The sequence below is a fragment of the Ruegeria sp. H9 genome, assembly GCF_056532915.1.
Map to the genome: position 1 here is coordinate 903,385 of NZ_JBQFNX010000001.1, position 26,259 is coordinate 929,643.

The following is a 26,259-nucleotide window of genomic DNA, read 5'->3' on the forward strand; positions in this document are numbered from 1 at the left end:
GGACCCGGGTCACTCGAATCCTGCATCCCGAGCGATCAGAGCGGCCTGGGTCCGGTTTTTTGCATTGAGTTTCTTGCAAAGGGTCCGAACATGCAGCTTGATCGTGACTTCCTGAAGATCCAGCTCTCGCGCGATCTCCTTGTTGGACTGCCCACGGCACAATCCGCGTAGAACCTGTTTTTCCCGCTGGCTGAGCTGACGGGAAAAGTCGCTTTCTTTGACATCGCCATCCATACTTAGAACACTGGCCGGGACGAAGGTTTCGCCGGCGATCATAAATCGCACCGCGTTGACCAGGGATTTGGCGCCCATGGTTTTGGGCAAGAAACCAACGGCGCCCATTTCGACCGCTTCCTGTGCGATCTTGTTTGGTGCCGTCCCGCTCAATATCGCAAAAGCCTGTTCAGGGAATTTGCGAATTGCGTCTGAAAGCCCTTCGATCCCATTCATGCCCGGCATTTCAAAGTCTAACAGGACAAGGTCGAATGGATCTTCGGATGACAGCAATTTCATCGCAGCCATGTAATCGGGTACGGCAACAACTGCCGCGCGCCCCTCGGTTTCGAGGTAGGATGAGATCGTGTCACGGACCAAACCGTGATCATCAGCCAATAGAATTCGCATTGATATCGGTGACCTTGAACAAATGCTTTGATCCGATTTTATCCCACCCGGAATAGTTGAACCACCAAAAGGGTTACTATTTGACGAACTTTGCAAATTCATGTTGCTTTCCTAAACTATTACTCTTTGACGCTGGCTGCCAAAGCCTCATTATCGCATTCCGCGAAAACTTTAATTGCATGGTTTGGGACGTCGAAAGTTCGCAAATTAGGCTGATGGTGTGACCTTTGGTGCGCTGAACTATCCTAAAGTATAGCGAGCTATTCTATTGCGTCTGAGAACGTTTCGCGGGGCTGTGTCAAAAGCGTTTTGACAAAGGTTCACCTACTCACGGACACAACCTCGCATGCATAAAACTTTAAAATCACTTAGCGCCGCACTCGCCATTTCATTTGCGAGTGCGGCATATGCGGATGAAGTACTTCTTACGGTCTCGGGCGATGTCGGTCTCAATGGAAACAAGAACACTTGGACATTCGACAGGAAAGCCTTTGAGGCATTGCCCAGTAAGTCAATCGCTACAACAACGATCTGGACAGAGGGTACGCAGAGCTTTGAAGGAGTTTCCCTTGATGTGCTCCTGGACCATGTCCAGGCAGAGCAGGGGATCATACGAGCGGTGGCTTTGAATGACTACGCCGTCACCATTCCCACCAGTGATGCAACAGATGGTGGCCCGATCGTTGCCTACTTGCGCGATGGCAAGGCGATGTCTGTTCGCGACAAAGGACCTTTGTGGATAATTTACCCTTACGATGCTAACGAGGCCTATCAGTCCGAAGAAATTTATGCCCGCAGCATTTGGCAACTCAATCGATTGGAAGTCGTAGCACAGTAAGTACCGAGGAGAAGGCCATCGACACTAAAGCGCCTTTAATGAGCATGAAGAGATGGCCCATTTTTGCCTTTGTAGGATTGCTGGTTGTGAGTCTGGCTATCGTGCTTTCCCTTGGGCGCGAGGTGAAATCAGATCTCGACGCACTCTCGACCGCAAAAACAGACAACGTCAGCTGGCTGATGTCTCAGCTCGAAGTCGAGCTGCTTAGGTTCGAAGTCTCGGTCATTGACGCTTCATCACGTTCCAATGGTGACTTGTCCACTGTACGCAACCGTTTCGATATCTTTTATAGCCGAGCGGATACGCTGTTTAGTAGCGAGCTGTTTTCATTTCTGCGAGGGGGTGCCGCCGCGCAACCAGCCCTGCAAGCCACTGAAGATTTTCTATCCCGGCTGACACCATTGATCGATGGGCCGGATGACCAGCTGCGCGCAGCACTCCCTGATCTGCGGGCGCAGATTCAAACACTGCGACCTGAAGTGCGCGAGATTGCGCTGGGCGGTATTCAGGGATTTGCCCAGGAAAACGCAACCCGACGTGCTGAGTTGGCCAGCACACTAACCCGAATGGCATCATTACTTGTTGTACTTTTCGTTGCACTGCTTTTAGCTTTTGCAGTTCTCATCAAATTATTCCGGCAAGGGCAGTTGTTTGCCCGGCAAAGCCAGTCGGCTCGCAACCGATTTGAAGCGGCCATTACCTCGTCACTGGATGCGGTGTTGGTGGTCGATACTTCTGGAAGAATTCTTGAATTCAACGGTGCCGCCGAAGATGTCTTCGGGTACCGTCAGGCCGAGGCAATCGGTGCTGATATGGCTGAACTTATCGTTCCAGAACACCTGCGCGCCCTGCACCGAAAAGGCATGACACGATTTCTCGAGACCGGCGAGCAAAAGGTAATCGGCGCTGGGCGCGTCAGGTTAGAGGGTTTGCGCAAATCGCAGGAAACTTTTCCCGTGGAGCTGTCCATATCGCTAGCTGAAACGGATGGAGAGCAAGTCTTTGTCTCATTCCTTCGGGATATAACTGAGGAACTCAAAGCCGAGGAAGACTTGCGCACTGCAAGAGACAAGGCGCGGGAAAGTGAACAGGCCAAATCCGATCTGTTGACAGTGATGAGCCATGAAATGCGTACTCCGTTGAACGGAATACTCGGCTCTGCGGCATTGATTGATCAGAGCAATCTGACGGACAGACAAAAGCGGTATCTTCGTTCTATTGAGGTGTCGGGTAAGTTGCTGCTGTCTCATGTGACTGATGTTTTGGATTTTTCCAGACTGGGTTCAGGCAATGCCTTGCGTGACAGATCAAGTTTTGACGTTATGGAGGTTGTCCACGAAGTTGCCGACAGTCTGTCGGCGAATGCAGATGCGCGTGGCAACGACTTGAAGGTCGATGTTCTCTCTGAAGAGCTTATCGACGTTCTTGGATACAGGACTGCGCTGCAGCAATGCTTGGTGAACCTGTTAGGTAACGCAATCGAATTTACGCGGGATGGATCAGTCACGATCGAAGTCGAACGACTTCATCATGATGATCTGATTGAGTTTCGGATTGCAGATACCGGGGTCGGGATATCATCTGACTATCTGGACGTTATCTTCGACGAATTTGTCACGATCGATACCGCCTTTGCACGTGAGACGAGCGGAACGGGATTAGGGCTGGCTATTACCAAAAGATTGGTCGAGGCGATGGGTGGCGACATCACGGCGTATAGTGTGCTTGGAGAAGGCAGCCTGTTTACAATGCGACTGCCGCTGCCAACCTCAAGATCTGATGTCATGAGCGAACCGGATTCCACAGACGCGCCACAGGCAGAGCTTTATCAGGGTTTGAAAGCGCTGGTGGTAGACGACAATGAAATCAATCGAATGATCTTGACCGATATGCTTGAAGATCTTGGCTTTTCGGTTGCTGAGGCTGAAAGTGGTTACGCCGCCTTAGAACGTCTTGGGTCCGAGCGATTTGATGTACTTTTGTTGGATATCAGCATGCCGGGTATCGATGGTATCGAAACACTCGGAAAAGTTCGCGAACTGAATATCGAGTGGGGCAATTTGCCAGCGATAGCAGTTACGGCTCACGCAGCCCCAAAAGATCACGAAGTCATACGAGCAGCAGAATTTCAGGGGTTGCTGGTGAAACCCGTTCCATTGGCGGCTTTACAGTCAGAACTGTCTAAAGTTGTGAAGGTGCAAAGGGTTGAGGTTATGGAGCCAGACAATGACTTCAGGATTCGATTTGGAGCGGACAAATTCCGTGAAGCCTGCAGGGAATTGAACAACGAAGTTGTTGGTCTTATTGACAGTCTCAATAATTCCAATGAGTTAAATGACACACACAGGCAAGCGGCGCATAAACTATGTGGCTCTGCTGCGATACTCGGGCAAACCGACCTTTGGTCCAAGTTGAATGACCTTCAAAACTGCACTTCGAAGCAATGGGACGACGAGAAGGCTACTTTCTTGAGGGATTTGCAGTACGAAGCCAAACGTTGTCGTTGAAGTTCAATTCGCTGGCTACGGCCCACAATTCTCACAGTTGCACTCGAATTGGCGGGATGTATCGAAGCGATATCGGCAGGACGGCTGAGGCTTAACAGACAAGAACTTGCCGAGATTTTGATAGATTTACCTACGATCTGCGCCGAAGAAGGCGATAAAGATTCAGTCTAGCTTTTGCTCGGCTGCTCCAACGTGATGGAAAGCCTTTGAGTCGCAAATGGTAAAACCCGTGCGCCCATCGAAAATCGAATGACCCAAAATCAATGGCTTAAGCCTCTCGGAATGGCAAAACTATGTGTCGCCCGACATTTCTGTTGAACTTCACACGAACCTGAGCCAACCGTCGCAGTTGGTCCAGAAAAGCAGTGAACGTTCGACGTCAGAAGGCGCCCCCAAAGTTGGACATCAGTTGAATTTGACCTTTGCGTTATAAACTAACACGCCGCCCCCATTTTTTGCTACCGCAGGCAGTTTGGTTTGTTCTGACTTCCCTTCCGAAAATCAGGGCTGAATTGCAGGTCAGACTGCGAAGCTGCCTGTTCCTGCTAATCTGCCACGTGGCGAACGCGGAAGGGGGCGAGGCAACGCTATTCGACAGGGGTGGTGCGGCCCGCAGGCAAAGCCGAGGACACGACCCTGTCTAAAAGGGTTGCCCGAGGGGGAGGGCCACGCCCTCACCCTGACGGCCAATGGCGTTTGGCTTGTCCAAATCCGCTGGCCCACCAAAGGAAGGTGATGGGAAAGAGGGCTTGCTGCTGTTTGCTATTGAACCCGTCTCTCAAGCTTCAAAAATAGTGGTGGCAACACAGCGGACTTTCGCTGCGCTTGAAAAACCTGGCTAGGCTCTGGGCGGTGCCTTCACAGCGGTGCAGCTCCGCAATGCTGTCCTCGCGCTTCAGGCCGTCCAGCACGATCTTGATTTGCTCTTCTGCTGAAAATTGCTATCGGGTCACACGGCGAGTGTCCTTTACACCTTCTCACCGTGGCTATGCTTGGTTCCGGGTTTCTTTCTCCTCGCTACTCCTTGGCGGTTATGGTGAGTCCGAAACCCTTCTGTAATCGGGCCCGGTATTGCAAGGATATTGCGCCCGAAAGTGCTTGCTTCTGTCCGTGATCTGCGTAGTGCACTCAAATGATGCGGTTGGCTCTGACGGGGAAAGCTTATTTCCCTTGCGGCATATATTTTTATCAGGGTTTCTGTCGGCATTTCCCGCGCTGCGTCCTTTCAGGGGCGCCTTCCTCGCGGAAGAGTTGGTACTCGTTGTCTTTCAGACGGTTCTGAATTCCGTGCCGTCTATCCACATCCGATGCATGATGACTGCCAGTTTCCTCGCGAGGGCAATTTTGGCGCGCTTTGCACCACATCGGGCGGCAACACGCATCGGCCATGCCTTCAACGGAGTCCATCAGGTGGTTCTCACAAGCATCACATGCGCTGCTTCGTAAAGCGTCTATCCCACACTGGCATCGCCGGCCTTGGTATTTGATGTGACTCGATCCGTTTGTCTGGATTGGTTTCGCCATGGCGTCAGGCAAAAGCAGGCTCCCACCGAATTAGATGAACGGAGACGTTTGGGTCCCTCAATGGCAACACGGAAGGTCATTGCAACTATGGCGCCGACACCGGGAGTTGTCATGAGGCGACGACAGACATTATCTTTGCGAGACTGATCTCGAACCTGCTTGTCCAATTCAACAAATTCTTCTGCCATCGCATCACGCGCTGACGGGAGCGGGAAGATTGCCGCCACCAGGACCGGGTTACCTGCGATCACGCAAATTGCCGCGCTCTTGACTGAAACATCAAGACCCACGAAATAAGTCTTGGTCCTCTCCTTTGAGCTTCAAATCACTACCACAATTATGGTGAACCGGCCCGATGACCGCATCTCCCTTATCAAATCAACCTAAACTAATCCATTGGCGCCGACGTCAGACACGTCTGCATGCCTGATCCGAGACGGCACATTGTTAACCCGTCAGTTCCCTCGATTGCGAGCCTCCAGCCGTTCCAGATTGATGACTGTAGACAGCATCAGTCGATCGTGGCTCCAGTCCTGTGTTTGGCGAACTGATGCTGATCCGATGGCGAGAACAAATGCAAATGAAAGTATCAGTCCAAGAAATACGGCAGGTAGTCGGGTGTCTGCCATCGGCGCTTCGGTCAACGCTAACACGCGCTGCCGCAGTACGTGCTTTGCCTTTGTTCCGTAAACCAGTGCCACATTAAGAACACGTGGATTGTTCAACGTAATCGATCGCGCGCAGAATTCCAGCAAACAGGTCGTATACTCCTTTGAATCTATGCCCTTACGAGACACGACGGATTGGTCACAGGCCAATTCGCGTAGCCGGTCGAATTGGTGTTTGAGCACCAGATAGGCCGGGTTCCAGAACAGCAAAGGTCGCAAAAGCTCGAACCCAAGCTCCCATTCCACGTCATTGGCTCGGATGTGCTGAAACTCGTGCGCCAGGGCAAATCGCAACTCATTTGGTGTGTTCAACAGATGACTGGGCAGCACGACGTGCCGGCGGCGAAGGCCACGCACAGCGAACGGTACGGTAATCCGATCTGACAGGCGAATGTCCACCTTGGCGGATTGCCGCCAAAGAAAACTGGTCGTGATCGCGCTGCGGATGGCCCATGCATCGCGCATCACACGAACTGTCAGCACCGCTGCAATAAGAGCGAATGCGATCAAGGCGCAGTTTGCGGCCATGCTTGCGCCTGCCAGTACGTGGTCCAGCCACCGCTCGCGCGTGTTCAGTAGGGTTTCAAATTGTGCTGCTGGCATGGCAATGTCGCCGCGCAGATAAGCGGCCACGGCAATATCCCCCAGTGCAACAGGTTGCCCCGGCCAGACCAGTCCTGCAAGGCTCGAGACCCCTGTAGCCAAAATGGGGCTGACAAGAACGCAGATACAAAGTGCCTTGAGCAAGCGAAGCTGAGCCACAAATCCATATCGCATCGATGTCCTATCCAGCGCCGCGCGCACTGCCAACCAGATAAAGGCCGACAATCCAAGCACGACATTCAGATCAAGAAACGTATCGAGAACCGGTTTAACCGCTGTCATTTTGCAGTCTCCTCTCTACCAGTGCTCGAATTTCCTCCAAATCATCTTCTGTCAGCCCCTCATCGTCGACCAGCCTTGCAACCAGCGTCGCGGGTGTGTCGTCAAACAGGGTCCGAGAAAGATTCTGCAGCGACCGCGACTGGTACCTGTCCTTTTCCAGCAGGGGTCTGTAGATCAGCGACTTGCCGTTCTTCTCGCTTTCGACGAACCCTTTTTCATCAAGGATACGCAGAATAGTCGCGCCGGATGTATAGGCCAAATTACGATCAGAAGGCAGGCGATCAAGGACATCACGGACCGAACCCTGACCCAGCGCCCAGAGTTCGTTCATGAACTCAAGTTCCACGTCGGTCAGAAGATTTGTTGTCTTTTTCTTTCGCATCGATCTCGGTGTCGCCATTTTCTAGTATGCCTGACAGACAAGCATCCTTTCGCTGTTTCTCAAAGCTTAAACTTTCCAGAAGACGAAGACGCCCCAACCGATGGACAGGAAAAGAGGCGTCCATACAGGTTGGCCTACCAGCCCAAGCCAGGCCAGGAAGATATAGGTCGAGCCGAGCAGTGTTATGAACAACCGATCGCCCAACGTGGTTGTCAGACCAAGTACACCGCGACGTTCAAGGCCGTCGCGGAACTTGAACCCTTCCAATAGTCCAATTAGTGCGATGGCCGCGAAGATACCCACGAATACCGCCAACGTCGCCGGGGTCCAGGCCATCCAGAAATCAGGCCAAAGAGGGGCGGTCCACGAGAATCCCTTTTCCTCTTGCTGGCCAACATTGCCCCATCCGGCTTGCTGGGCGAATGCCATCGAAGGCAGGAAGGAGAGGGTGAGAAGAAGTCTACGCATATCGAACCTCACACACGGCCCATCGCGAAACCGCGCGCGATGTAGTTGCGGACAAACCAGATGACAATGGCACCAGGGATAATGGTCAGTGTTCCGGCTGCTGCCAGCAGACCCAACTCATACCCCGCGCTGGAGGCGGTGCGGGTCATCACGGCGGCGATGGGCTTGGCCTCGACCGCGGTGAGGGTCTTGGCCAGCAACATCTCGACCCATGAAAACATGAAGCAGAAGAAGGCCGCGACGCCGACACCCGCTTTGATGTTGGGCAGGAAGATCGTCACGAAGAAGCGCGGGAAAGAATAGCCGTCGACATAGGCTGTCTCATCCAATTCTTTCGGGATGCCGCGCATGAAGCCTTCGAGAATCCAGACCGCCAGCGGCACGTTGAACAGCGTGTGCGCGAGCGCCACGGCCAGATAGGTGTCGAACAGGTGGATTGACGAATAGAGCTGGAAGAAGGGCAGCGCGAACACCGCCGCCGGCGCCATCCGGTTGGTCAGCAGCCAGAAGAATAACTGCTTGTCGCCCAGAAACCGATAGCGCGAGAACGCATAGGCCGCTGGCAGCGCTACACAGACCGACAGCACCGTGTTGATCGTCACGTAGATTATCGAGTTGATATAGCCCCAATACCACGTCGGATCGGTGAAGATGGTAATGTAGTTCTCCAGCGTGAAGGTCTGGGGAAACAGGGAAAAGCCCGACAGGATCTCGTTCGTGGTCTTGAAGGACATCGCCACCAGCCAATAGATCGGCAGCATCAGGAACGCGATATAGAGGATCGGGATAAGGGACCGCTTCTTCATTGCGCGTCATCCTTTGTCATCAGAGTGTAGAAGACCCAGCTGACCAGCAGCGTGATGGCGAAGTAGATCAGGCTCATCGCGGCCGCAGGGCCAAGGTCGAACTGTCCCAGCGCGATCTTCACAAGGTCGATCGACAGTAAGGTGGTTGAGTTGCCGGGACCGCCGCCGGTCAGAACGAAAGGCTCGGTATAGATGTTGAAACTGTCCATAAAGCGCAGCAGAACGGCGATGGTTAGTACAGTCTTCATCTTGGGCAGCTGGATATAGCGAAACACTGACCAGGGGCTGGCACCGTCTATCTTAGCGGCCTGATAATAGGCATCCGGGATCGACACGAGGCCCGCATAACACAGCAGCACAACCAGCGACGTCCAGTGCCAGACATCCATAACGATCACGGTGATCCAGGCCGACAGTGGCTGTTGTGTCATGTCATAGTTGATGCCCAGGACGTCATTCAGGAAGTAGCCCAGCAGGCCGATCTTGGGCAGAGTAAAGATATTCCACATCGAGCCGACCACGTTCCACGGGATCAGCATCGGCAGGGCCATCAGGACCAGACAGACCGGCACCCAGAACCCTTTGCGCGGCATGGAAAGCGCCACGATGATACCAAGCGGCACCTCGATCAGCAGGATCAGAAAGGTGAACAGGAACTGCCGTCCCAGAGCTGCCTGAAACCGGTCGGAACGCAGGATCTGTTCGAACCAGCCCAGTCCTTCCCAGAAGAACTGGTTGTTACCGAACGTCTCCTGCACCGAATAGTTGACCACCGTCATCATCGGCACCAGCGCATTAAACGCGACCAGCGCCAGCACCGGCAGGACAAAGAACCATGCTTTTTGGTTTTCCGTTCTCATTGCGTCCGCTCCTCGGTTGCGATCCAGCCGTCGCGGTAGACGCGAGATTGTTCGGGTTTGAATTGCAGGTACACATGTGAGCCAGGGTTGGGCGCATTGTGTTCTGCTACGGCTTTCACCGGCGTATCACCGACCATGGCACTGACCACATAGTGCCGTCCGATATCTGCGACCTTGGTGACATGGGCAGGGATGCCGGTTTCGCCAAAGCTTATATATTCAGGCCGGATACCCAGATCGGTGCGGCCTCCGTCACCGTGGGTCTGGCCTTCCAGCATCACTTCATGGCCTTCGAACAGGGCCCGATCGCCCTTCGCTTCGCATGACAGCACATTCATGCCGGGTGAGCCGATGAAATGGCCGACAAATGTGTGCTGTGGGCGTTCGAACAGTTCCACAGGGGTGCCGATCTGCACGACTTCGCCTTCCTGCATCACGACTACTTCGTCCGCGAAGGTCAGCGCTTCGGTCTGGTCGTGCGTGACGTAGATCATCGTGGCTTTGACGCGCTGGTGCAGCTCTTTCAGCTTGGACCGCAGTTTCCATTTCAGATGTGGGTCGATAACAGTCAGCGGCTCATCGAACATCACCGCGTTCACGTCGTCGCGCACCAACCCGCGACCCATCGAGATTTTCTGTTTGTTGTCCGGGCTCAGACCTGAGGCCCGGGTATTCAGCATATCCGTAACGTCCAGCATCTCTGCAATCTCATCGACGCGACGTTTGATCGTTGCAGGGTCGACTCCCCGGTTTTTCAGTGGGAAGGCCAGATTTTCGCCCACAGTCATCGTGTCGTAGATCACCGGGAATTGGAACACCTGCGCAATGTTGCGTTGATCTGGGGGCAAGGCAGTAACGTTCTGACCATCGAACAGAATCTGTCCCTCGGAAGGCGTCAGCAACCCCGAGATGATGTTCAGCAGCGTTGACTTGCCGCATCCTGATGGCCCCAGCAGCGCATAGGCGCCGCCATCGCGCCAGGTGACGTCGATTTCCTTCAGGGCGTAATCCTGTGGCCCCTTGGGATTGGGGAAATAGCTGTGTCGCAGGTTTGCAAGCTTGATTTGTGCCATGTCAGGCTATCCTTTTGCCGTCTTGGCCGAAATACCGGCAATGGGCCGGGTTCATGTAGAAGCTGTGGTCTTCGCCCACCTGATAGGGATGGACACCCGAGGCCAGGGACACCCACGCCTCATCCCCATGCTGGAAGTGCGCGCTGGAATCCGAGCCCGAAAGCTCGGTCACGATGACACGCCCGGTCAGCTCCACGTCGGCGTCGGAAGAGCGGAACGGGGTCACCCGGTGCGGACGCACGGCGACCAAGTAGTCACCATCGGCTATATCGGTGACTTTCCAGCCACCACCGCCGACCAATTGCGCCTGCGCATCAGACACGGTGATGCGCGCCACATTGATGGGCGGGTCAGAGAACACACGAGCTGCAGAGATGTTCTCGGGGTTGCGATAGATATCTGAGGTGGGGCCAAATTGGGTGACGCGCCCGTCCTCCATCAAGGCGGTGTTGCCGCCGAGCATCAACGCCTCTTCCGGTTCCGAGGTGGCATAGACGACCACGGCCCCGCGCCCGGCGAACAGGTCGGGCAGTTGTTCACGCAGTTCTTCACGCAGCTTGTAATCGAGGTTGGCCAGTGGTTCGTCAAGAAACACTGCGCGGCTTTCCTTTGCAATCGCGCGGGCCAGCGCGGTACGCTGCTGCTGGCCACCTGACAACTCATGCGGACGGCGCTGTAGCATTGGGCGCAACTGCAGCAAGTCGGCGGCCTCTTCGACGCGGCCTTCGATTTCGGATTTTGCCATCCCTGCCACGCGTAAGGGCGAGGCGATGTTGTCGAAAACGGTCATATGCGGGTAGTTCACGAAGAACTGGTGTACCAAACTGATCTGCCGCTTTTGCGTGTTCAGCTTGGTGACGTCCTGCCCGTCCATCAGAACTTTGCCCGAGGCGATCGGGTCCAGCCCGGCCATCATCTTGATCAGCGAGGTTTTGCCCGACCCCGTCGCGCCCAACAGCACATTGAAATGGCCAGTCTTGAGCGTCAGGTTCGTAGGCTTGATATGGATGACATTGCCAACCCGTTTGGTGGCGTCTTTAAGTTCGATCATGTCCGTGGGTTCCGGTCCTTCAGTGCGTCGCACTGGCCTTGGGGTGGGGATGCCGCACACGGCACCCCCGGTTTCGTTTGCTTACTGAGACTGCCAGCGCTGAACCAGTTCGTCATAGTTGACGGTCTGGCCCTGCGGCTTTTCGTTCTCAAGCTTGGCCTTGGGCGAGCCCGGCTTTTCCAACCAGAAGGCGGCATCCTGCGGCTCGTTCAGACGCGGGCCACAGCCACCGTAGACACCGGCGCTTTCGTCAGCGGCCTGCATCCGGGCCATAGTGATGTCCATCTCTTCTGCCAGACGGTCCATCGCCTCTTGCGGGGTGAAGGCGCCCGAGTTCACGTCACCGATCTGCTGCCACCAGATCTGGGCCAGCTTCGGATAGTCCGGCACGTTGATGCCGGTCGGTGACCATGCCACACGGTCGGGTGAGCGGTAGAACTCGACCAGACCACCCAGCTTGGGTGCGCGCTCGGTGAACGACTCGTGGTTGACCGAGCTGTCGCGGATGAAGGTTAGGCCCACATGGGATTTCTTCACGTCGACAGTCTTGGACGTCACGAATTGGGCATAGAGCCAAGCCGCCTGAGCACGATCCGCAGGCGTCGACTTCAGGAAGGTCCACGACCCCACGTCCTGATAACCAACCTTCTGGCCTTCTTCCCAATAGGGGCCGTGCGGACTGGGCGCCATCCGCCACAGCGGCGTGCCTTCGTCATCCACGGTGTTGTTGCCCTCGGACTTCGGCTTAACCATGTCTGCGGTGAAGGCGGTGTACCAGAAGATCTGCTGAGCCACGTTGCCCTGGCTGAGCGCCGGCAGCGACTGGTAGAAGTCGTAAGACGCCGCACCCGGAGGCGCATAAGCCCGCAGCCATTCATCCCACTTGCGGATCGCATAGACCGCAGCTGGGCCGTTCGCAGCACCACCACGCGAAACGGATGCGCCAACAGGGTTACAAGTGCCCGCTTCCATGCGGATGCCCCATTCGTCGACGGGAACGCCGTTCGGTTCACCCACGTCACCGGCGCCGGCCATCGACAGCCAGGCGTCAGTCATGCGCCAGCCGAGGTCAGGCGCGCGCTTACCATAATCCATGTGGCCATAGATCGTGGTGCCATCGACTTCTTTCACGTCATTGGTGAAAAACTCGGCGATGTCTTCGTAGGCCGACCAATTGACCGGAACGCCTAGATCATAGCCGTATTTCTCTTTGAACGCGGCCTTGTTGGCTTCGTCATCGAACCAGTCCTTGCGGAACCAATATAGGTTCGCAAACTGCTGGTCAGGCAATTGATAAAGCTTGCCATCAGGGCCGGTGGTGAACTGAATGCCCATGAAGTCATCCAGATCCAGCGTTGGCGAGGTTGTCGCCGCCCAATCACCTTCCATCATATCGGTCAGCGGATAGGCCAACTGCAGGCGCGAATGTGTCCCGATCAGGTCGCTGTCGTTGACATAGCCATCATACAGATTCCGTCCGGTTTGTAGTTGAGTCTGTACGGCCTGAACCACTTCGCCTTCGCCGAGAATCTGATGATTGACCTTGATCCCGGTTATTTCCTCGAACGCCTTGGTCAGAACCTCGGATTCATAGGAATGCGTCGGGATACCCTCGGACAGGACATTGATTTCCATGCCCGAGTACGGTTGTGCAGCTTCGATGAACCACTTCATTTCGGACAACTGTTCATCCTTCGACAAGGTCGATGGCTGGAATTCGTCGTCGATCCAACGTTGTGCTGCGGCTTCGTCGGCCCAAGCAGGACCATGCCCCGCAATGACGGCCGCTGCCGCCACGGCGGAAAGTAGATGTCTCCGCATCTGTCTCCTCCCAAAGATTATGTGATCCGGTGCAGACCGGATGGCAAACAGCATCAATGATATTCGGCGCTGCTGTCAAACTAATTTTTTAGTAGAAAGGAAGAAGTAGATCAACGCATTGTTTTATATCGATTATTACCGTTTACGTTGGAGGGTGAACTTCATGGATCACGCCAATTAGCATCAAATACGTGCGCTGCAAACGGCCCATTCCTTCCGTTCGACCCTGGTCACCTTCTCGCGGTGCTGACCGTCAAAGCTGTCGTTCGCTGCAATCGCGAAGCTGGAAAGTAGACGATGGTCTGGGGAACGGCTCTGAGCGGAGATGTAACTTTAACGGACGATGTTGCAGCTTAACCCAACAGACCTGCCATCTATGGATTGTGGTTTCGTCAGGACCCAAGGGCGGGTGCTGATTTGGATGGCCTTTGTGTACTTCGAAGATCTCACGTGCAAACTATCATCCCAGCTCGAACATCTGATCAGTCGGACTTGGCGATCTCCAATGCTTGTTCCCTTAGCCAATTGATCGCTGGATTGAAGCGGCTGCGCTCGTGGCGGACAAGAAAATAAGGGAAGCCACAACTCGGCCGAAACGGAGCTGAACAAAGAGAGGTCAATTTCTGGACTTGCTTTGCCAGCCGCTTGGGGACAGCTGCAACTGCATCCGTCTGTCCTACCAAAAAAGGTAATGTGGTGAAGTAAGGCTGCTGGAACACAGCATTCGAACCATCTCCCTTTTCCCTCATGATCGTATCGGGTTTCAGACCCGAAGTGCCCGGAAAACTGAACTCGATTAACCGGTAAGCCGAAACGTCTTGCGGAGTAAGTGCCCGTTTTGATGACGCATGTTCTTCAAGCGGATGGCCTTGTCGGAACAGGATTTTGTAGGTTTCATCAAATAGCTTCTGAACAAGCAAATCGTTCCTGGCATCCAAATCCGCGTATAGCAGCAGATCAATTGCTCCTTTTTCCAAATCGGTAAAGCTTTGCGGCACCAGTGGCGAGACATCGAACCTTATTGCTGGTGCGGTAACGGCAAAGACCTCCATCATGGGTCCCAGGACAGCCGCGACGCCGTAATCTGTCGAGGCGATGCGATAGCATTGGTTGGACTGTGCCGGATCAAAAGTGGATGGCCTGAATACATCCGCAATCGCCGACAATGCAGCATCGACGGGATCATTCAGGCCCAGAGCATGATCCGTTAATTGGTATCCGGACTGCGTTCGGATCAGCACCGGATCTCCAATAAGGTCGCGTACCCGGGCGAGGATTCGACTGGCGGCGGGCTGGCTGATCCCCAGATGTATTGCCGTGCGTGTCACGCTGCTTGTGCGAAGCAGGAGCTGCAGGAACCGTAGAGTCCTAACATCCAGAGAAGTTAAAATGTCATTCATTTTTTGCATGCTCATCATGCTATTTGCGTCATCCCAATTATGCCCGTCGCGAGTTAACTGACAAGTGAAGCTTAACCGGGCGCCCCCCAGATCGGGGCGCTCGATCCAAGATCGTTTGGTTGTCGAGACCATCAAACTGTATACGAAAGGGCAGCAGCTGTGATTACACGACGCATGTTCAACTCAATCGCGATTGCAACATCCATGAGCGGAGCTTTCACCTCCCGCGCTCGCACAGCGGAGGCATCCGGTGACCTAGATCAATCGGCATTTGGCTCTTATGATGTTGAAACAGTGTCCTTTGACAGCTCTGGGGAAACCCTTGTTGGAAAGTTGTTGAGACCTGCTTCGGAAGGACTTCACCCGGCAGCTGTGATCATCGGCCCTGTTGCATTCGTCAAGGAACAGTCACCGGTGCAATATGCAACCCGCCTGGCATCGCGCGGGCTGGCCGTTCTGATATTCGATCCACGCTATCACGGAGAAAGCTCGGGCACACCCCGACGCTACGAGTCTGGTGAAGCCAAGGTTGAAGACTGCCAAGCCGCCCTTGGTTTTCTCGCAAACCAAGAAGGCATCGACGCAAACCGGCTTCATCTTCTCGGGATTTGTCAGGGCGTCAACTGGGCGATTGAAACAGCGGTGACAGACGGTCGCGTGGCCTCTCTCGGGGTTGTCGCGGGCCACTATCTAACTGAGGAAACTGCCAGAATGTACCTTGGCAGTGATGCCGAGGTTGAAGCACGCATAGATCGCGCGGCCAAAGCAGCCACCGAATTCGAAAAAACGGGGGAAGCAAGCTACATCCCGATCGTCGGCTCTGAGGATGCCCTTCTGACCGCAACTGCCATCGCAGACTGGTACCTACCATGGGATAACAGGGCCCCTTGGCTGACTTTCAAAGGGGGTTGGGAAAACCGCATCACCGCGATGAGCGAAGCTGGCATTTGGGGCTGGCGGATCGACGAAACAGCCCCTCAACTAAACCTGCTTGTATTGATGATCCATGGCGACAGAGCTGCAAGCGGTCAGGTCATTCCCCGCCGCATTTTTGAAGAAATCGCGTCAGAAAAGAAGACGCTGTATTGGATCGACGGCGCCAACCAGCTTCAGTTTTACGAAGACCCGTTGATCATTGATGCCGCCGTCAATGCTCTGGCTCCGCACTTTCTTGCCTCCAATTGAACCCTTTGATGCAAACCGCTCGGTTCATTGACGCCGCCCCGGAACAATCATTGCCGGAAAAACGGGCGGCAACATCAAAGCATAGATACACCGGAGAATTATTTGAGATGAAAGTTCTTTCGTTATTGGTCACTTGCACCACGGCCTTCCCTGTTGTCGCCGAACAGGAGCTGCCGCCCTTTACCGAAGCCGTTTTGCCGATGGGAAATGATGTCTATGCCGTATCGATTGGACCGGGTGGGCCAGATGAAGAGTTCAGCTCAGACGCCACTAACGGCGGGCTCTACAAGCTCACTCCTGATGGCGTGTCCGAAGAAATCAAACTCTCAGATGGGCAAGGTCTTCGTAACCCAACAGGAATGGTGCGTTCCGGCAACCAGATTGTCATTGTGGATGGCAATGAGGTCATTTCTACCGCTTCGGATGGCACGGTAAACTGGCGTCAGGCTCTCGATGACGATGGTGTTTTTCTCTACGATATCGAAGCCCTCGACGACGACACCCTTCTTGTGAGTGATTTTGGGCGCGGCGCATTCCTATCGGTCGCAGCCCAAACCGGACAAATTCAACCTCACCTCGGCGATTTGCGCATCAGTGGTCTCGCCCGCTTTGCAATCGCAGAGACAGGTATTTACGCTGTGTCCTGGGGTAGCGACGACGCCTGGGACAGCGCTTTGTATTGGGTTCCGCATTCAGGCAACGGAGATACTGCGGTAGCTGTTTCAACCGGCTTTGGTAGCTTGGAATCCGTTGAAGTCGTGCACGGCACAGTTGTTGTCGGGGGTTACCGAGGCCACGAGAAATACCCGAATGCGAGGCTCTTGCGCGTTGAAACTGATGGGTCCGTAGATCCACTGAGCGTCGGGTCTCATTCGCGTGGGATTTCCGATATACTCTTCGATGGGTGGTCGATTTGGCTGAGCTATTTCTATGACGCATCCTATGCGGAGTTGCCGTCTCAGACGGTGAAAAGTCTCGACCAATAGACGCACGCACTCCGGTTTTCATGGCGCCTGGCTTCCGCAGTAGCATATGGTCGGGGAGCTAACTAGCGGTCCAAAGCGGCCACTGGACATGCTGCAATGGCAGCGCAATTCCAGACATTCGCTACAGACGCGTAATGCTCACGCTGCAGGTGGTCACGTTAATTGTTTCCCATTGCGTGCTTTAGATATCACGTTCGTTCGAGTGTTAGTCTTTTGATGTCAGATTATGGCAGCCGATCACGCCTGCATATTTCATCGCTTACAAATTTCTCCACCCATTGATCAACCCAACCGCCGCGTCTGCATAGCTCCTTGGGAACTGGTCGGATGTCCGGGCTTTCATGATCGTATGAAGTCCCAGCAACAGGCCGATCAGCAGCTTTGCCGCCTCATCCGGGTCAACATCGATGTGCACGGTCCCTTCAATTTTGGCGCGGCTGAGGATCGCAGCAAACCTTCTTTCCAAGGCGGTGAGGTATCTCTCGATTCGGGCATTCACCTCGGGGTCAGTGCGGTGAAACGAACTGATCGAATTGAAGGCAAGGCACCCCGCATCCTCGATCTTCGGCATACGTTCTGCCGAGGCGATACCCTGGAACCAATCGCTGAGGTCATTCAGCGAATAGGTGTCGGGGTCGGGGAAGTGCCGAGCCTCGGCATTGTCCAGATAAGTATCAAGTGTCTTTAGGAAGAACTTCTCTTTTCCGCCATAGGTGGTTTGCAGTGTGAACCGAGTTAGCCCGGTCTCCTGCTCCAGTTCCCGCGTGCTGGCACCATGGTATCCCCGCCGCCAAAACAGGTCCAAAGCGCCTGCCACAGCACTGTCGTGATCCGTCTTGCGTTTGCGCGCCACAGATTTCTCCTTGCTTTTTCTATCCGCATGGATAGTAATAAATTCCTATCCACTTGGATAGCATTGCGGGCGCGCGGCTGCAAATGCCGCGTGGCCCCACGTCAAACGGAGACCTGACATGACCGCCATCGACCCGACAACCGGGGCCTCAAAGCCCGTAACACTGCGCGCCATCTTCATTCTGAACGCGCTGAAAATCCTGCTGGCCCTTGGCTTCTTCGCCGCGTTCAAATTCTACGGGCTGCAGGTCGGAGAACTGGCAGGCCCCCAAGCCGCCAACCTGATGCTCTATACGATGCTGGGATATATGGTGACTTTTGCCTGCATCATCGCATCCATCCTCAGGCGCAGCCTGGTCGGTATCCGCGCAGCGATTGCCGTTGATTTTCTGGTCTCGATCCCGGCAACGGCGGTCATCGGCTTTATCATCGCGATCATCAGCTTGGGCCTGACTTTTACGGCCTCTGTCCGCTCCTATTTCGCCTATCGCGGCTGAGGTGTTCAGATGAGTCACCCAAACACGATCGACGGCCAATGTATCTGTGGCTCGGTGCGCTATCGGGTGCGGGAAAACATGGCCGCCTTCAAACTCTGCTATTGCAGCTTCTGCCAGAAGGCCTCGGGCTCGGCCCATGTTGCGAATGCGTTCACCACGCCCGATCAGATCGAATGGCTGGAAGGCAAAAACATGCTGACCACCTTCGACGTGCCCAATTCCCAAGTACGCCGGGTGTTCTGCCGGAACTGCGGGACGACGCTGCCATTCGAGACTCAAAACGGCAAGATTCTGATTGTCCCCGTTGGCAGCTTGTCCTGCCCGCCGTCCCAACCCGTCAACGCGATCGTTGGCTGGTCGTCCCGACCTGCGTGGTATGGTGAGGCGCTGGGCCTGATCGAAGAGACTTGCAATGCAGAAAGAGTGGCTCAATGAGTACCGAACAAGAGATCTCAGCCGACTTCCCGTTTGACTCGAAATATGTCGAGGTGAATGGGCAGCGCATTCACTATGTCGAGGAAGGCGACGGCTCGCCGGTTCTGTTTCTGCACGGCAATCCCACCTCGTCTTATCTGTGGCGCAACATCATTCCCTATGCCGCCGGGCAGGGCCGCGCTATCGCGATGGATCTGATCGGTATGGGCAAATCGGATAAGCCGGATATTCCCTACCGCTTTGTCGACCACGTTCCCTACGTTGACGGATTCATCGAGGCGCTGGGGTTAGAGGACGTAACGCTCGTCATTCATGACTGGGGCTCGGCATTGGGGTTTCACTATGCGCACCGACATCCCGAGAACATCCGCGGCATGGTGTTCATGGAGGGCGTGGTCCGCCCGATGAGTTGGGCGGGATTCCCGCCCGATTTCCGCACCGGGTTTCGCTTGATGCGGACGCCGGGTCTGGGATGGATGATGATCTCGGGCCTGAATATGTTCGTCGAGAAAATCCTGCCAAGCGCCATAGTACGTGATCTGGCACCGCAAGAAATGTCGCAGTACCGTGCGCCCTTTCCCACAGCACGAAGTCGCAAGCCGGTTCGTGTGTGGCCTTGCGAGATTCCGATCGATGGCACGCCTTCTGACGTTCATGAGATCGTCAGCGCCTACAGCCGTTGGTTGGGAGAAACGCAAACCCCGATGCTGATGTTCCACGCCACGCCCGGAGGCACCATCGGGACAAAAGAGGTCGCCTGGTGCCATCAGACCATCCAGAACCTCGAAGCGGTGGATATCGGCAAAGGCATTCATTTCCTACAGGAAGATAACCCCCATCTGATCGGAGAAAAGCTGGAGGAGTGGTTGGCGCGATTGCCCGCATGACCCCGTGCTGCCACGTGTAGCGGCTGAGCCGTATACATAAATCAGATTTCCTGATTTTATGCTTTAACTATCACCCAATACGTTCAAAGGCCAAACACCGGAGGGAAACCCTGTTGAATCTGACGACCCCCATCCCTTTGATTCTAGCGGCTGTACTGCCCGCCTTTCTGGACCGGTGCTCAGGGTCTGATACCAGCGTCGCTTTGGGCGTATTGGCGCGCGACCGGGTGGCCTTGACCGCGACAGCCAGCGAAATCGTCGTCGATTTGCCTATTGCCGAAGGTGCCGTGGTCAAGGCAGGCGACACGCTGGTTCAGCTTGATCCAACATTGCAAAGCTCAAAACTGGCACTGGCGCAGGCTGAACTGGAAAAGGCGCAGGCCACGCTTCTGAAGCTGCAGGTGGGGCCGCGAGAGGAGGAGATTGCGATAGCCGAGGCCAAAGTCGCGGGCGCTGTTGCACGCCTTGCCGATGCCGAAGCCATCTATGACCGAAACGCCAGACTGGTCGAAAACTCGGTCGTGACCGAAGCGCAGGTAGCAAATGATCTGGCCCTGCGCGATTCCGCGCGAGCTGAACTGGCCAGCGCTCAGGAATCGCTTAAAGAGTTGCAGAACGGCACCAGACCCGAAGACCTGGCGGTTGCCGAAGCCAACGTACGGGCCGCCGAAGCGTTGGTTTCCGCCGAGCAAACAGTTCTGGACGACTTGACGGTTACGGCCACCCGCGACGGCGTGCTGGATTCTCTGCCGTGGAATTTGGGCGAGCGGGTAACATCCGGCAGCCCGGTTGCCGTGATGGTCACGGGCCAGACGCCTTACGCGCGCGTCTATGTGCCCGAGCCGCATCGCGTCAATCTGAAACCCGGCGACACGCTGGAAGTACGCATTGACGGGCTGGCCGATCCGCTGGACGGCGTGATCCGCTGGATCAGCGACGACGCGTCCTTCACCCCCTATTACGGATTGAACAAGGACGACCGCACGCGCCTTGTCTATTTGGCCGAGATTGACTTGCCCACTGCAACACCCGACCTGCCCGCCGGAGTGCCAGTGCAGGTCCCCATGCCATGAGTGATATCGTCGTCTCGACGCAGGGTCTGACCCGTCGGTTTGGGGAAAACACCGCAGTCAACAATCTGGACCTCGAAATCCGAACGGGCCAGATATACGGGTTTCTCGGCCCCAACGGCTGCGGCAAGACAACTACCATGCGCATGCTGACCGGCCTACTGACCCCCAGCAGCGGGGCAATTTCGGTTTTGGGCCGATCAATGCCCGAAGCGGCTGAGCCGTTAAAAAATGAGATCGGGTACATGACCCAGATCTTCTCGTATTACCGCGACCTGACAGTGCTGGAGAACCTTCGGTTCGCGGCAGAAATTTATGGCATTCCAGTGAAGTCGGCCAAGGACCGGATTGAAGAACTGCTGCACACCTATGACCTGACAACCAACATTGATCAGCTCAGCGGCAGCATGAGCGGCGGGCAAAGACAAAAACTCGCCCTTGCAGCGACCGTCATGCACCGACCAAAACTGTTGTTTCTGGATGAACCGACCTCGGCCGTTGACCCCGAAACCCGACGCACTTTCTGGGAACAGCTGTTCGATCTGGTCGATCAGGGCGCGACGATGATCGTCTCGACCCATTTCATGGACGAGGCCGAACGCTGCCACCGCTTGGCGATCTTGCAGCACGGGGTGAAGAAGGCGGACGGCTCTCCGCGTGAGTTGATGGATGATCTGCAGGCCGATGTTGTCGAAGTTGAAGGCCCGGACCTGCGCAAGGTCAAACACGCGTTGGACGTCCAGCCCATGATCTTGTCGACCGCGCAAGTCGGATCGCGGCTGCGTGTGCTGGTGGATAAATCCGAACCTCAGCCGGTGGACATGTTGCGCGGCCAACTTGCTGCGTTTCCCGACCTGTCCCTGACCCTGCAGCGACCAAATCTGGAAGACGTGTTCGTCAGCGCCACACGGGGGCCAAAACAGTGATCTCGCCACGCCGCATCGCTGCTGTACTGAAGAAAGAACTGTTACAACTGCGGCGGGATCGGATGACCTTTGCCATGGTGATCATGATCCCCCTGATCCAACTGCTGCTGTTTGGCTATGCGATCAACACCAACCTGCGCCATGTGCCTGTCGCACTGGTGGACCAGTCCGGAACAGAGTTGTCCCGAACATTGGCGCAGATCGTTCAGGCCACGCAGGTCGTGACCATCACCGAACATCTAACAACCCCGCAAGAAGCCGAGCGCGCGATCACTGAATCCCGCGTGCGCGCCGCGCTTATCATCCCATCAGACGTCAGCCAACGCCTTGCCCGAAGCCCGTCTGTCGGGCTGGGCCTGCCCAACGCAACGGACAAGACCAGTAGCCGACCGGTTGCCCATTGGATCGTCGATGGCTCGGACACGATGGTGGCCAGCGCAATCAAATCCCTGCGCACGATGCCTTTGACAGAACTGCTGAAACAACCACCAAACCGGCAGGTGCCTACCTTCGAGGTGACGCTTTACTTCAACCCTGAACAGCGATCAGCAGTCAATATCGTGCCAGGTCTTGTCGGCGTGATCCTGACCATGACGATGATCCTGTTCACTTCAGCCGCCATCGTCCGCGAACGCGAACGGGGCAATATGGAGATGCTGATCAACACCCCGATCAAATCGATCGAACTGATGATCGGGAAGATCATCCCCTATATCTTTCTGGGCCTGATACAGGTCGCAATCATCCTCGGCCTCGGGCATGTCCTTTTCGATGTCCCGATAAACGGCGGATTGGGCATTTTGCTTGTGGTGACCTTGTTGTTCATCATCGCCAGCCTGTCGCTTGGGCTGGTGATTTCCACGCTTGCGCAGAACCAATTGCAATCAATGCAGATGACTATCTTTGTTCTGCTGCCATCGATCCTGATGTCGGGCTTTATGTTCCCCTTCGACGGCATGCCGCAACCAGTCCAGATGATTGCTCAGGTTCTGCCCGCCACTCATTTTATGGACATGATCCGCGGCGTGGTCCTGCGTGGCGCGTCGCTATACGAGTTGCGCTGGGGAATTCTCTGGATGATTGGATTTGCGGCATTCGGATTGTTGGCGGCCACTCTAAGGTTCAAGAAACGGTTGGGTTGAAGGCGGCCCAGAGCTGCCGTCCGTGCGGGAATTGAATGCTGCATTGAGGCTTCCCAGAATCGGGAATTGAAAGACCTCTGTTGAAAACTAAACAACTCGAGGCGCAACCGCAGCCTCATCCGAGCAACGTACGCATCTCACCGTTTTCAAGAGCAGCAGTACGACGAGGATCGTGCATCGCAGTTTGAAGCATGGCATGAGCCAATTCATCGGAAGTTACACCGATGGGCGGCATCAGCCTTTGGAGCGGTTTGAGAAGATAATCACCCTTCTTCCACGTGTTCCTCGGCCCCGACGGCGCAATATAGCCTGGACGAAAGGCGAATTTCCTTTCGAGGTCAGATGCAAATAGCTTGCTCTCCGCTTCGCCCTTAATCTTCAAAGCAAAGGACATGCCGCCGCCAACAGACCCAGCGCCTTGAGCGGAAAACAAGCAGAACGTCACACCGGGCGCAGACCTCTCGCAAGCCACCAGCAAAGCGCGCATCCAATCGACTGTGATTTCCTCGTATTCTGTTCGACTGACGCGCGCGGAATAAGTGGCAAGGCAATGGAAGACGGTGTCGATGCCATCAAGATAAGTTTCGATGGCTTGGGTGTCGCCGAATGCTGCAAACCTCACATCGGTCAGCTTTGGTTGATTCATATTGCATGGGCTGCGCCCAAGCGACACGATTTCGCGCGCAGTTTTTTCGTTCAGCAATGCCGCAAGTACCGAGGTACCTACCATCCCCGTCGCACCGGTCAGCAGGACGCGTCCAAGTGGTCGTGTTGTCTTGTCAGGTGGATTGGGCACGGCGCTCTGCCTCGGCTTTCAAGCCGCGATTGAAAGCTTGGTAACCTTCCACATACATCTTTGCCAATCGTCCGCCCATCAGGAAAGTGATGCCCCCCATGATTTCATCGGATTGTAAGAAGCGAGTTTTGCCACCCTCCAACGGCTCAACACAAAAGTGGTGGTTATCGCGAATGCCACCCGGCCCCTTCTCAGCCCAGAAAAACTCCGTCCCCTGCACGACCGAGATGGTATGATCCAAGGTGGTCAGTTTCTCCTTTGATGAATCAAGCTGAAAGTCGACGGTGATTGTCGATCCATCCTTGATCTCTCCGTGGATGCCCACAAGGAACGCCGCCCAGTCCTTGTAGTTTGGCGTGTCGGTCAACGCCGACCAGACCACGTCCGGCGGCGCATCGATCACAATATCGGTGTGGATTTTGTAATGTGAGAGGCTCACTTTTTCCGATGATCCGGTTTCCATGACAATCCTTCCTTTGAGGTCTCAGGCGTTCTGTGGTGATACGCGATCCCCGCCCTGAATTGTGATCTGCCCAAAACGATCCCGCATGCGCTTGGATCGAAAAAGGTAGATCGAGATGATGATGTAATTGATACATTCCTGGGCGAAGTTCCGGTAGCGATCCGGATTTTCCAACATGTCTAAGGATTGCACAGCACACATCGTGGCAAGCGCGGTGAACATGACCAGCATGGCAATCGGAGTGACGCTCCAGCGCAGGACGTATCCGGCCAGATAAGTGGCACCCGAAGCGGTGATCAAAATCCAATGGAGAGTTTGCATGCCCGGCGGAAAGGTCGCGTTTTGCAAAGGCATAAGCGGCGCCAGCCCGGTGAAGTATTCAAGAAACCCGAGAAGTCCCCAGCCCAACATGATAGCTGAGGCGAGCACGATCAGATACTCGAACCCCCGCGAGAGTCGCTGCATGAACCTGTTCATCCCCGTCCCTCAGATCGTGAATGTCTGGTCGGTCATCTCTTCCGAGAGACGCCACAAACGTTCGGTCAAACCGTAGTCTTCGCAAATTGGATTGCGGATCGCGATCCCGGTCTTGCCACTCATTTCTTCGGGGCCTGTAGGGCCGTAGTACTCGCCGCCTTTGACCTGATCAGACAAAGCGGCGAACAGAGATGGCCTCGCAGCGTCTTCATTGGAGTGCAGAAGTTGTTCGACTTGTGCCTTCATGTTAGCGCGCGTTTCTTCGTCCAAATCGTTGAACAGACCGGAATCCGACCCGCCCGGATGCACAGTTAGCGACTTCAGCAACTTGCCCGAAGCCTTGAGTTGACGGTCCAGTTCGTCGCCGAACAGAAGGCAGGCGAGCTTTGATTGACCGTAAGCGACACCACCGTCCCGGTCGCATGTAAGATCGTCAAAGTGAATGTTCGCGTTCTTGTGGGCGATACTGGAAAGCGAGACGATCCGCGATGCGGGGTCGTCCAGGAACATGTCGATCAGCAGTGCGGTCAGCAGAAAATGTCCCAGGTGGTTGATTGCGAATTGCAACTCGACACCATCAGCATTTGTTTGAGCTGAGTAAAGCAGAATACCCGCGTTGTTTATCAGCACATCCAGCTTGGAGTACCGGGCGCGGAAAGCCTCAGCGAACGCGCGAACCGAAGTCAAATCACTTAAGTCCAGTACGAGGATGTCGATTGATGCGGAAGGAATCCGCGCGAGAACGTTTGCTTTGGCGGCTGCGGCCTTTTCAAGGCTGCGGCACGCCATGACGACGTGAAAACCTGCTTCGGCCATACCGACTGTCGTTTCAAACCCGATTCCATTGTTTGCACCGGTGACGATCGCGACTTTTCCAGATTGTTTAGACATCTAGCATCCTGACAAATTGACATATTGTGAGTGATTGTCAATGTTGACACTAAGTGCTCATTTGTCAATATGTAAATCATGGAAGATCGCTACGACTATATCCTCGAAGCCGCGAAGCAGCTTTTTCTTCGCTACGGCGTGAAGCGAACGGGCATGAACGACATCGCCCATGAAGCGGGCATCTCGCGGCAAACACTATACAAAGCATTCGCAAACAAGGATGAGGTGCTGCAGGCTACGATCCGGTCGCTGGCAGACAGAGTCGTTCTGGATATCGAGGCCGGTCTTAAAAAAGCTGACGGACTTGGAGCACAACTTGATATCGTCTTCAAATATGCCGTCATTGAGCACTATGATTTCTTGCAGTCTTCGCCCAATGCCGAGGACATCATCGCTGGCGTAACTTCGACAAGTCAGAATGAGCTGGAGGCCGGCGCAAAGCGAAACACCGAGATCATCGCGCGTGTCCTGGAGCCGTATTCGAGTGCGATTGAAAGCTGTGACCTGACTGTTGATCAGTACGCGGATTTTATCCAGCGCACTTCAACAGCGGCCAAGTACAGCGCAAAGAACAAGAAACACTTGATCGGATTGCTGTCCGCTTTGCGAATGTCGGCGTTGAAAGTCACCAGCAGCGTTCAGACGGGCTAGGCCCATAGCAGACCTTGAACAGAAAATTGAAATGCTGCGTTGGCAGCCCGCGTTGCCGACATTGGCGGCAAGCGCACAGTATCGATACAGTTCT

At 55.0% G+C, this 26,259-nt stretch carries 27 protein-coding genes; 11 read left to right on the plus strand and 16 right to left on the minus strand.

From position 1 onward, the window contains the following. Positions 1-9: 9 nt before the first annotated feature. Positions 10-624 (minus strand): response regulator transcription factor, encoded by a 615-nt coding sequence (locus tag ACR0CZ_RS04205; protein WP_170392852.1) that lies wholly within the window; start codon positions 622-624, stop codon positions 10-12. A 346-nt stretch (positions 625-970) separates the two neighbouring features. Between ACR0CZ_RS04205 and ACR0CZ_RS04210 the strand changes: the two genes are divergently transcribed. Continuing rightward, complete coding sequence (locus ACR0CZ_RS04210; RefSeq protein WP_170392851.1) at positions 971-1,462, plus strand: molybdopterin-binding protein; 492 nt, start codon at positions 971-973, stop codon at positions 1,460-1,462. Beyond that, positions 1,426-3,969: a hybrid sensor histidine kinase/response regulator gene (locus ACR0CZ_RS04215; RefSeq protein ID WP_480503707.1), complete on the plus strand. Its 2,544-nt coding sequence runs from the start codon at positions 1,426-1,428 to the stop codon at positions 3,967-3,969. The genes ACR0CZ_RS04210 and ACR0CZ_RS04215 overlap by 37 nt, the downstream gene beginning before the upstream one ends. 1,451 nt (positions 3,970-5,420) lie before the next feature. Here ACR0CZ_RS04215 and ACR0CZ_RS04220 read toward each other — a convergent pair. The 10 genes from ACR0CZ_RS04220 to ACR0CZ_RS04265 all read right to left on the minus strand — a co-directional run bounded on the left by ACR0CZ_RS04220 (position 5,421) and on the right by ACR0CZ_RS04265 (position 14,922). Then, the gene (locus ACR0CZ_RS04220) at positions 5,421-5,681 is read right to left on the minus strand and encodes a transposase (RefSeq protein ID WP_480544554.1); all 261 of its coding nucleotides are present in this window, start codon (positions 5,679-5,681) and stop codon (positions 5,421-5,423) included. 267 nt (positions 5,682-5,948) lie between these two features. Further along, positions 5,949-7,046, minus strand: coding sequence for a M56 family metallopeptidase (locus ACR0CZ_RS04225; protein WP_170392849.1), 1,098 nt, complete (start codon positions 7,044-7,046; stop codon positions 5,949-5,951). Next, positions 7,033-7,428, minus strand: coding sequence for a BlaI/MecI/CopY family transcriptional regulator (locus ACR0CZ_RS04230; RefSeq protein ID WP_170392848.1), 396 nt, complete (start codon positions 7,426-7,428; stop codon positions 7,033-7,035). Before ACR0CZ_RS04230 ends, ACR0CZ_RS04225 begins: the two co-directional genes overlap by 14 nt. Before the next feature lie 66 nt (positions 7,429-7,494). Beyond that, complete coding sequence (locus ACR0CZ_RS04235; RefSeq protein WP_170392847.1) at positions 7,495-7,896, minus strand: DUF2160 domain-containing protein; 402 nt, start codon at positions 7,894-7,896, stop codon at positions 7,495-7,497. An 8-nt stretch (positions 7,897-7,904) separates the two neighbouring features. Then, the gene (locus tag ACR0CZ_RS04240) at positions 7,905-8,702 is read right to left on the minus strand and encodes a carbohydrate ABC transporter permease (protein WP_058280831.1); all 798 of its coding nucleotides are present in this window, start codon (positions 8,700-8,702) and stop codon (positions 7,905-7,907) included. Then, positions 8,699-9,562, minus strand: coding sequence for a carbohydrate ABC transporter permease (locus ACR0CZ_RS04245; RefSeq protein WP_170392846.1), 864 nt, complete (start codon positions 9,560-9,562; stop codon positions 8,699-8,701). Before ACR0CZ_RS04245 ends, ACR0CZ_RS04240 begins: the two co-directional genes overlap by 4 nt. Then, positions 9,559-10,635: an ABC transporter ATP-binding protein gene (locus ACR0CZ_RS04250; protein ID WP_170392845.1), complete on the minus strand. Its 1,077-nt coding sequence runs from the start codon at positions 10,633-10,635 to the stop codon at positions 9,559-9,561. The genes ACR0CZ_RS04245 and ACR0CZ_RS04250 overlap by 4 nt, the downstream gene beginning before the upstream one ends. A 1-nt stretch (position 10,636) precedes the next feature. Then, the gene (locus ACR0CZ_RS04255) at positions 10,637-11,686 is read right to left on the minus strand and encodes an ABC transporter ATP-binding protein (RefSeq protein ID WP_170392844.1); all 1,050 of its coding nucleotides are present in this window, start codon (positions 11,684-11,686) and stop codon (positions 10,637-10,639) included. Between the two features lie 81 nt (positions 11,687-11,767). Next, positions 11,768-13,507, minus strand: a complete 1,740-nt coding sequence (locus tag ACR0CZ_RS04260) for an ABC transporter substrate-binding protein (RefSeq protein WP_170392843.1) — start codon at positions 13,505-13,507, stop codon at positions 11,768-11,770. A gap of 482 nt (positions 13,508-13,989) precedes the next feature. Continuing rightward, complete coding sequence (locus ACR0CZ_RS04265) at positions 13,990-14,922, minus strand: LysR family transcriptional regulator (RefSeq protein WP_480544522.1); 933 nt, start codon at positions 14,920-14,922, stop codon at positions 13,990-13,992. Between the two features lie 189 nt (positions 14,923-15,111). Between ACR0CZ_RS04265 and ACR0CZ_RS04270 the strand changes: the two genes are divergently transcribed. Both ACR0CZ_RS04270 and ACR0CZ_RS04275 read left to right on the plus strand, forming a co-directional pair. Further along, entirely contained in the window at positions 15,112-16,092 is a 981-nt protein-coding gene (locus ACR0CZ_RS04270) for an alpha/beta hydrolase (protein WP_170465199.1), read from the plus strand. A gap of 107 nt (positions 16,093-16,199) precedes the next feature. Further along, the gene (locus ACR0CZ_RS04275; RefSeq protein WP_170392840.1) at positions 16,200-17,078 is read left to right on the plus strand and encodes a hypothetical protein; all 879 of its coding nucleotides are present in this window, start codon (positions 16,200-16,202) and stop codon (positions 17,076-17,078) included. A gap of 259 nt (positions 17,079-17,337) precedes the next feature. Here ACR0CZ_RS04275 and ACR0CZ_RS04280 read toward each other — a convergent pair whose 3' ends face one another. After that, entirely contained in the window at positions 17,338-17,931 is a 594-nt protein-coding gene (locus ACR0CZ_RS04280; RefSeq protein ID WP_170392839.1) for a TetR family transcriptional regulator C-terminal domain-containing protein, read from the minus strand. Positions 17,932-18,049: 118 nt separating this feature from the next. On the opposite strand from ACR0CZ_RS04280, the gene ACR0CZ_RS04285 reads away from it, so the two are divergent. The 6 genes from ACR0CZ_RS04285 to ACR0CZ_RS04310 all read left to right on the plus strand — a co-directional run bounded on the left by ACR0CZ_RS04285 (position 18,050) and on the right by ACR0CZ_RS04310 (position 22,887). Beyond that, complete coding sequence (locus ACR0CZ_RS04285) at positions 18,050-18,427, plus strand: hypothetical protein (RefSeq protein WP_170392838.1); 378 nt, start codon at positions 18,050-18,052, stop codon at positions 18,425-18,427. 9 nt (positions 18,428-18,436) lie between these two features. Then, a complete protein-coding gene (locus ACR0CZ_RS04290) occupies positions 18,437-18,862 on the plus strand; it encodes a GFA family protein (protein ID WP_170392837.1) in 426 nt (141 codons plus the stop codon). Beyond that, positions 18,859-19,749 (plus strand): haloalkane dehalogenase, encoded by an 891-nt coding sequence (locus ACR0CZ_RS04295; RefSeq protein ID WP_170392836.1) that lies wholly within the window; start codon positions 18,859-18,861, stop codon positions 19,747-19,749. Before ACR0CZ_RS04290 ends, ACR0CZ_RS04295 begins: the two co-directional genes overlap by 4 nt. Positions 19,750-19,862: 113 nt before the next feature. Continuing rightward, the gene (locus ACR0CZ_RS04300) at positions 19,863-20,822 is read left to right on the plus strand and encodes an HlyD family secretion protein (RefSeq protein WP_480503697.1); all 960 of its coding nucleotides are present in this window, start codon (positions 19,863-19,865) and stop codon (positions 20,820-20,822) included. After that, positions 20,819-21,745, plus strand: coding sequence for an ABC transporter ATP-binding protein (locus tag ACR0CZ_RS04305; RefSeq protein ID WP_170392835.1), 927 nt, complete (start codon positions 20,819-20,821; stop codon positions 21,743-21,745). The genes ACR0CZ_RS04300 and ACR0CZ_RS04305 overlap by 4 nt, the downstream gene beginning before the upstream one ends. Next, positions 21,742-22,887, plus strand: coding sequence for an ABC transporter permease (locus ACR0CZ_RS04310; protein WP_170392834.1), 1,146 nt, complete (start codon positions 21,742-21,744; stop codon positions 22,885-22,887). The genes ACR0CZ_RS04305 and ACR0CZ_RS04310 overlap by 4 nt, the downstream gene beginning before the upstream one ends. Before the next feature lie 115 nt (positions 22,888-23,002). Here the strand turns inward: ACR0CZ_RS04310 and ACR0CZ_RS04315 are convergent, their stop codons facing one another. The 4 genes from ACR0CZ_RS04315 to ACR0CZ_RS04330 are packed head-to-tail and all read right to left on the minus strand — an operon-like array spanning position 23,003 to position 25,514. Beyond that, positions 23,003-23,683: an NAD-dependent epimerase/dehydratase family protein gene (locus tag ACR0CZ_RS04315; RefSeq protein WP_480503694.1), complete on the minus strand. Its 681-nt coding sequence runs from the start codon at positions 23,681-23,683 to the stop codon at positions 23,003-23,005. Further along, entirely contained in the window at positions 23,667-24,146 is a 480-nt protein-coding gene (locus ACR0CZ_RS04320; protein WP_170392832.1) for an SRPBCC domain-containing protein, read from the minus strand. Before ACR0CZ_RS04320 ends, ACR0CZ_RS04315 begins: the two co-directional genes overlap by 17 nt. 21 nt (positions 24,147-24,167) lie before the next feature. Next, positions 24,168-24,611 carry a hypothetical protein gene (locus tag ACR0CZ_RS04325; RefSeq protein ID WP_170392831.1) on the minus strand — a complete coding sequence of 148 codons (444 nt, stop codon included), beginning with the start codon at positions 24,609-24,611 and terminating at the stop codon, positions 24,168-24,170. Positions 24,612-24,632: 21 nt separating this feature from the next. Next, positions 24,633-25,514 carry an oxidoreductase gene (locus ACR0CZ_RS04330; protein ID WP_170392830.1) on the minus strand — a complete coding sequence of 294 codons (882 nt, stop codon included), beginning with the start codon at positions 25,512-25,514 and terminating at the stop codon, positions 24,633-24,635. 78 nt (positions 25,515-25,592) lie between these two features. On the opposite strand from ACR0CZ_RS04330, the gene ACR0CZ_RS04335 reads away from it, so the two are divergent. Then, positions 25,593-26,165, plus strand: a complete 573-nt coding sequence (locus ACR0CZ_RS04335) for a TetR/AcrR family transcriptional regulator (protein WP_170392829.1) — start codon at positions 25,593-25,595, stop codon at positions 26,163-26,165. Positions 26,166-26,259: the final 94 nt, after the last annotated feature.